The sequence below is a fragment of the Desulfobulbus elongatus DSM 2908 genome, assembly GCF_000621145.1.
GTDB lineage: Bacteria > Desulfobacterota > Desulfobulbia > Desulfobulbales > Desulfobulbaceae > Desulfobulbus > Desulfobulbus elongatus.
Genome location: NZ_JHZB01000066.1, coordinates 1 through 5,294, shown reverse-complemented (window position 1 = coordinate 5,294; position 5,294 = coordinate 1). Strand labels below are relative to the sequence as shown.

Sequence of the window (5,294 nt, the reverse complement as noted above, 5' to 3'; positions counted from 1 at the left end):
CCGGTGGACCCTTACCCGTAACACAGCCTGCTTCCGACCGATCGGCGGCATCCGGAGCCATCGGGTGTTCCTCCCTTTGAAATGGCAATACCGATACCCGCAGGTTGGACAGACAACATGGCGGCTGGTCGTTTCAACAGAGAAGATGAGCGCATTGCCAAGAAGTTGGGTGTTGCGATAGGTGACGCCCTTGATGCCAAAAGCATGGTATAAAAGTGTTTGTGACATGGCTGAGACTCCTTTTGTTGTCGGGTTTGGTCACCAGACAACATCTCTCATGCCATGTCACTTCGCCACTCATTCCGCAGTCGGGTACGCATTTGCCGGATGAACCATAAAAGACAAGACATCGTTTGGATGCCTTGGCCGGTCTCGGCACAGCATGAACATTGCCATCGCTGCCCGTCGGTCAATTCGGTACTGCCGATTTTTTTTGCCGTACATGGTCAAGGGGATAAAAAGCACCGTTGTGTAACAAATGTGCGACAAATATATTGACTTTTTCGGTGCTTCGATTTTTAAAAGATTCAGTTCAGGCGTTCGCAAGAACTTGATAGGGAACCCCGTGAGAATCGGGGACGGGCCCGCCGCTGTATCCGGGGACAAAGGCTGCATGATGTCACTGACCGCATGGTTGGGAAGGCGCAGCCGGAGGACGATCCGGGAGTCAGAAGACCTGCCTGGACATTATAAAACGACTGCGTGGACGGCGGCGTTCCTGATGCATTCTTTCTGTGGATAAAAAAGGGCTATCCCGGATCGATCTTTTCGATCCGGGATTTTTTTTATCTCCTGCCAAACGCCTTTTGGCTTTTCCGCATTGAGCATTTCCATTCCTCTCGGGCTCTCGCTGCCCAAGAACCGAAATATGGAATAACTGCTCGATTTCACTGGTTCGGACCCGTTCCCGCGTCTGCTTGGGTATGATGGTTTGTCAGGATCCTTCTGGGCGAACAGACCATCTTTTTCTTTGCACCAGCAATTAACCATTGAGAAACGGGAACATCATGCCTTTCCTGAAGATGGCACTGATTCATGCGGTCATTCATCATAAATGTCCGGAAGCAAATCGGGAAAACATACTGGCCGCATTCCGCCAGGCAGGAGAGAAAAAAGCGAGCCTGGTGATTGCCCCGGAACTCGCTCTTTCGGGCAATTTTTTCTGCAACCGTCACGATATTGCCCCGTACGTCGAGACGGGAAACGGCCCCACGCTCACCGAACTCGCCACCATAACACGCCACTACGGGCTGTATGCATGTATCGGACTTGCCGAACACGATCCCGGTACCGGCATCTTCTATAACAGTGCCTTTGTCCTCGATCCCGCAGGAACCGTTGTCTGCCGTTGCCGGAAGATCAACCCCGAGAACAGATGGGCCTGTCCCGGCGATCCCAAGGAAAACAACACGTTCGATACGCCTTGGGGACGAATCGGGGTCCTGATCGGTTCCGACACGTACGAGAGCCTGCTGCCCCGCATTACAGGATTGCGGGGCGCCAACCTGCTCATGGTTCCGGCAAACTGGGCCCCGACAGGCATAAACCCCAAAGATGTCTGGCGGGCGAGGGCCCTGGAAAACGGCATGTCGCTCATCGCGTGCAATCGCACGGGAATGGACATGGTCACGGACTATTCGCAGGCTCCATCCGTGGCGTTCGACAGCCAAGGGAAAACTTTTCTGGGCCAGAGCCATCAAAAGGCGAGAGTATTCCAGGCCCATCTCCCCTTGAATTCCGAATACAGGTTCAAGGCCGGGCAGAGGCTCCGGTGTCTCGTCAATCGCAACTCCTTCGATTCCCATGCCTGTTACCTGAGCCTGGCGACCATTCCGAATCTGACCTCCTATCTCCACCTTCCGCCCGCCGGTCGATTGCATCTGGTCTGTTCCGTCCCGCGGGAAAACGAGGATCCGCTCATCCGGGCGCAAGACGATTTTCTGCATCCGGACACCACGTCCGATACGCTGCATGTGCTGCCCGCCTGGAAGTACAGCGATGTTTCACTCGACAAACTGCGGGTCCTGTGCGGCACGAGCGGGCAGAAAGCCGTCGTCCGGCGCACCATTGAACACGGTTTTGCCTTCCATTATTTCGACGGGGCGCGCCAGCCGCAGCAATGGGAGGTCGATACCAGCCAGAACTCCGCCGCACCGCAGATGATTTCCCTGGATTGCGGTCCGGCGCGCATCCTGATCGCCACCTTCAGAATCCTTGTCCACCCCGAACATGTCTTGGCCGCGGCCAAGCAGGGGTGCGATCTGGTCGTCATCAGCGAGCATTCCTTCTCTCCGGAAAACCGGCTCCTTTCGGCGGTCCGTACCATCGACAACGTCGCGACCGCGGTCTGCACGTCCACCGGGGGCGGCATATGGATGACGCCAGAAAAGGACCAGCGGTGGGAAGAGACGCTGGCGGAGCCGGGGCAGGCGTGCTGCTACGTCCTCGATACCCACAGAACCAGGAGGAAGCATTTTCAGGACAGGCTCGACTATGAAACGCTCTTCGCCACCTACAACGCATGACCAGACAATTCCTTCACCTCATCGTCGCGCCGGTCTTCGTTCTTGTCGTCTGGTTTCCCGGAACGCTGCCGGCGGGCGGCATCAGGGTCGGGGTCGTCGGCGATCAGACGGGGACGACGGACCTTGCCCGATCGTACCGCATCCTGGCCAGGGGTGTCGAAACCCTCGGCAAAGAAAGGGTCGATCTCGTCCTGCACGTCGGCGATCTGCTGGAAAGCACGCGCAGGGAAGAGGAAATCCGGGAAGATTTCAGCAAGGCGGCCGCCATCCTCTCCTCCCTGCACCGGCCGTGGTACATCACCCCCGGCGATCACGACGTCAACCCCGGCGACTGGGTCGCCGATTCCGCCGATCGTTCCAGGGAGCAATTGTTCCGCGAACTTCTCGGCCCGGTTGTGCCGCCCGCCGCCAACCGCCTGTACTACAGCTTCAATCACGGCGGCTACCATTTCGTGGCCCTGAACGCCATGGAACACCTGCACACCGACCCGCGCTGGGGCAATGTCTTCCTCGCCCGCATATCGGCCGAACAGCTCGCCTGGCTGAAAACAGATCTCGAACGGCACCGGCATGCTGCCGGAACCATCGTCTTCATGCATCAGCCGCTGTGGTACAACATGGCGGGCTGGCTGCCCGTCCACCGCGTGCTCCGGGAGCACGGGGTTCTGGCCGTCCTGGCCGGTCATTTCCACTATGATCAGGACGACGGCGTCGTGGATGGCATCCGCTACCTGGTGATCGGCGCGACCGGGGCCTCGGTCAAGACCGCCTCGGCCGATGCCGGCGGCATGCATCAGGTGGCCGTTCTCGATCTGGAGGGTGGAACGCTTCGGTGCAGACTCCTCGACGCCGAATCCGGCCGGGAGATCCGGTTCACCCCGCGGGCCGATGCGGACCGCATCCAGGCCCTGGACTACACCCTCGGCACGTTGCACGGCTTTGCCGAACGGCACCGCGTGTATCTCAAAGACAGCCGTCCGGTCGGCGATTGCGCCACGGGCACGTCCGCCGAGATGGTCCTGCCTGCCCTGGGGAACCCCATCGATCTTCCGGTCCGGGTCGAAATCGACCTCGCTCCGGGGCCCTTCGCGTTTGCGGCCCCTCGTTTCGAAGACGGCCTGTGCACGGGAAAGAGTTCCGCAGGCCGCTGCACGCTGCCGCCGGGCAAAGGCATGGCCGTTTCCAATGTATCCACCGCCAGTTTCTGTTTTCCCATCTGTCCCGGCCCGGACGCTCTGCGCACCGCCGCTATTCCGGGTGCCGCGCGGCAGGCGTTCTGGTCTGCGTCCGTCGTTCCGGCGGCGCAGCACCGGCCGCGGCCCGGCGATCGGGTGCGCTTCCGGGTTACCCTGCGGTTTCAAGGGGAACAGGGGGAGCTGTCGGTCTTCAGGGATCTGGAGTCCGCACCGTTGGCGCAGTGCGCCGCTCCGTCCGGATAAGGGGGAAAATCCAGACGGGACACAACCGTTTCAGGCCGTTGGTTACGCAAAAACACGCAGGAGGGTACACCATGAAGCAGTGGCAAGGAAAACGGACCGGCATCGGATGGCTGCCCGGCCTGGCGGGCATACTTCTTTGTTTGTTCGTTTCTTCGGCCGCAGCGGATGATTTCAGTGACTACAAGACATCGGCGGGTTCGACGGCGGTGGTGAATCTGCCCATGGCCGGCGGTCCAAACGGGGAATGGATGAGTTGGTTCACGGCGGTGGATTATTTTCCCAGCGGCACCACGGCCATGATCGACGGCAGATTCGAGGCCGAGGGGCGGATGATTGCCGCCACGGGACGGGAGATTTATCTGCAGCGGACCTACGGTTCGAGCAAGTGGGATGTGGTGGCCACGGTCCCGTATACCATGGATCCGAGCTTTATCCACGTGTCGCCGGATGGCAGTAGGATCGCCTTGGGTGTTGGGTATGTGGCTCCTCTGTTGATCATCCCGACCACGGTCCTCAGTGCGACCGCCCCGCCTGATTTGACGACGCACGCCGCGGTCAAGCAGTTTCCCCTGATCAATTACTATGACGGCGACTGGGTGGAGGAGGGGGACGGTATCGATGCCAACCGGTATTTCGTGGTCAACGGCGGTCAATGGCCCAGCGATTGCGAACCTCCCTATGACAGCAATCCCTACTGCAGCTTTGCCAGCGGGGTGGGCGCGGTGGACACCGAGGTGGCCAATCCGGCCACCCACGTGGGGGTCCCTTTGATTATAGGCATTCCCGGTGCCTCCTCGGACGTGGACGTGGACAAGAGCGGCAACCTGCTGACCGGCATCGGCTACCTGACCTCCCCCAACCGGACGGGCGAGGTCAAGGTCTGGCCCGCTGGCGGCTGGGACCCGGTCAACGGCTCTTCGCTCGCCTATGAGGGCAACACCCGGATAGTGGCTGCCAACATCCTGAGTGCGGCCTACCTGGGCGAGGATGCCGAGGGTAACTTCCATATCGGCGGCGCCGATGCCTTCGGAGTCGGCGGGCCTCCCGAGCGAGGCTATGCCGCTCTGATCAAAGCCGGCATCGTCAATGCCATCGCCACTGGTGCCCGCACCACGCCGGTGACCGACGGTAACAGGGGCGACACCAGCGAATACAAGTATTTCGCGCCCGACCCCTGCCAGGACGACTCTGCCACCGGCATCCTGGCTGGCGATTGGGGCCGTGGCCTGGCGGTGATGTGGAACCCCACCTATTACGAAACCAACGGCTCCTGTGCCGGCGATGTAGGATCTGCCGCTGATTACTGGAATCCCGGTGTCACCCCCCGATT

3 protein-coding genes, 1 pseudogene and 1 riboswitch are annotated in these 5,294 nt (G+C 60.3%); of the genes and pseudogenes, 3 read left to right on the top strand and 1 reads right to left on the bottom strand.

What is annotated here, in order from left to right:
* Window positions 1-228, bottom strand: a pseudogene (locus Q362_RS24365) (ISL3 family transposase); the annotation flags it as partial.
* A 289-nt stretch (window positions 229-517) separates the two neighbouring features.
* Window positions 518-698, top strand: a riboswitch (cobalamin riboswitch).
* Window positions 699-1,007: 309 nt separating this feature from the next.
* On the opposite strand from Q362_RS24365, the gene Q362_RS22550 reads away from it, so the two are divergent.
* The 3 genes from Q362_RS22550 to Q362_RS21585 form a co-directional block, all read left to right on the top strand.
* On the top strand, window positions 1,008-2,525 hold the full coding sequence (locus tag Q362_RS22550; protein ID WP_051554467.1) for a carbon-nitrogen hydrolase family protein: 1,518 nt from the start codon (window positions 1,008-1,010) through the stop codon (window positions 2,523-2,525).
* Entirely contained in the window at window positions 2,522-3,964 is a 1,443-nt protein-coding gene (locus Q362_RS0117355) for a metallophosphoesterase family protein (protein WP_028319657.1), read from the top strand. Before Q362_RS22550 ends, Q362_RS0117355 begins: the two co-directional genes overlap by 4 nt.
* A 71-nt stretch (window positions 3,965-4,035) precedes the next feature.
* Window positions 4,036-5,294: hypothetical protein (locus Q362_RS21585; protein ID WP_035217139.1), on the top strand; the 1,259-nt coding region annotated here is incomplete at its 3' end.

What these genes read in the sequence shown, in the direction of transcription:
- Q362_RS22550 (WP_051554467.1), top strand. Translation starts at nt 1,008, where the DNA reads ATGCCTTTCCTGAAGATGGCACTGATTCATGCGGTCATTCATCATAAA.
- Q362_RS0117355 (WP_028319657.1), top strand. Translation starts at nt 2,522, where the DNA reads ATGACCAGACAATTCCTTCACCTCATCGTCGCGCCGGTCTTCGTTCTT.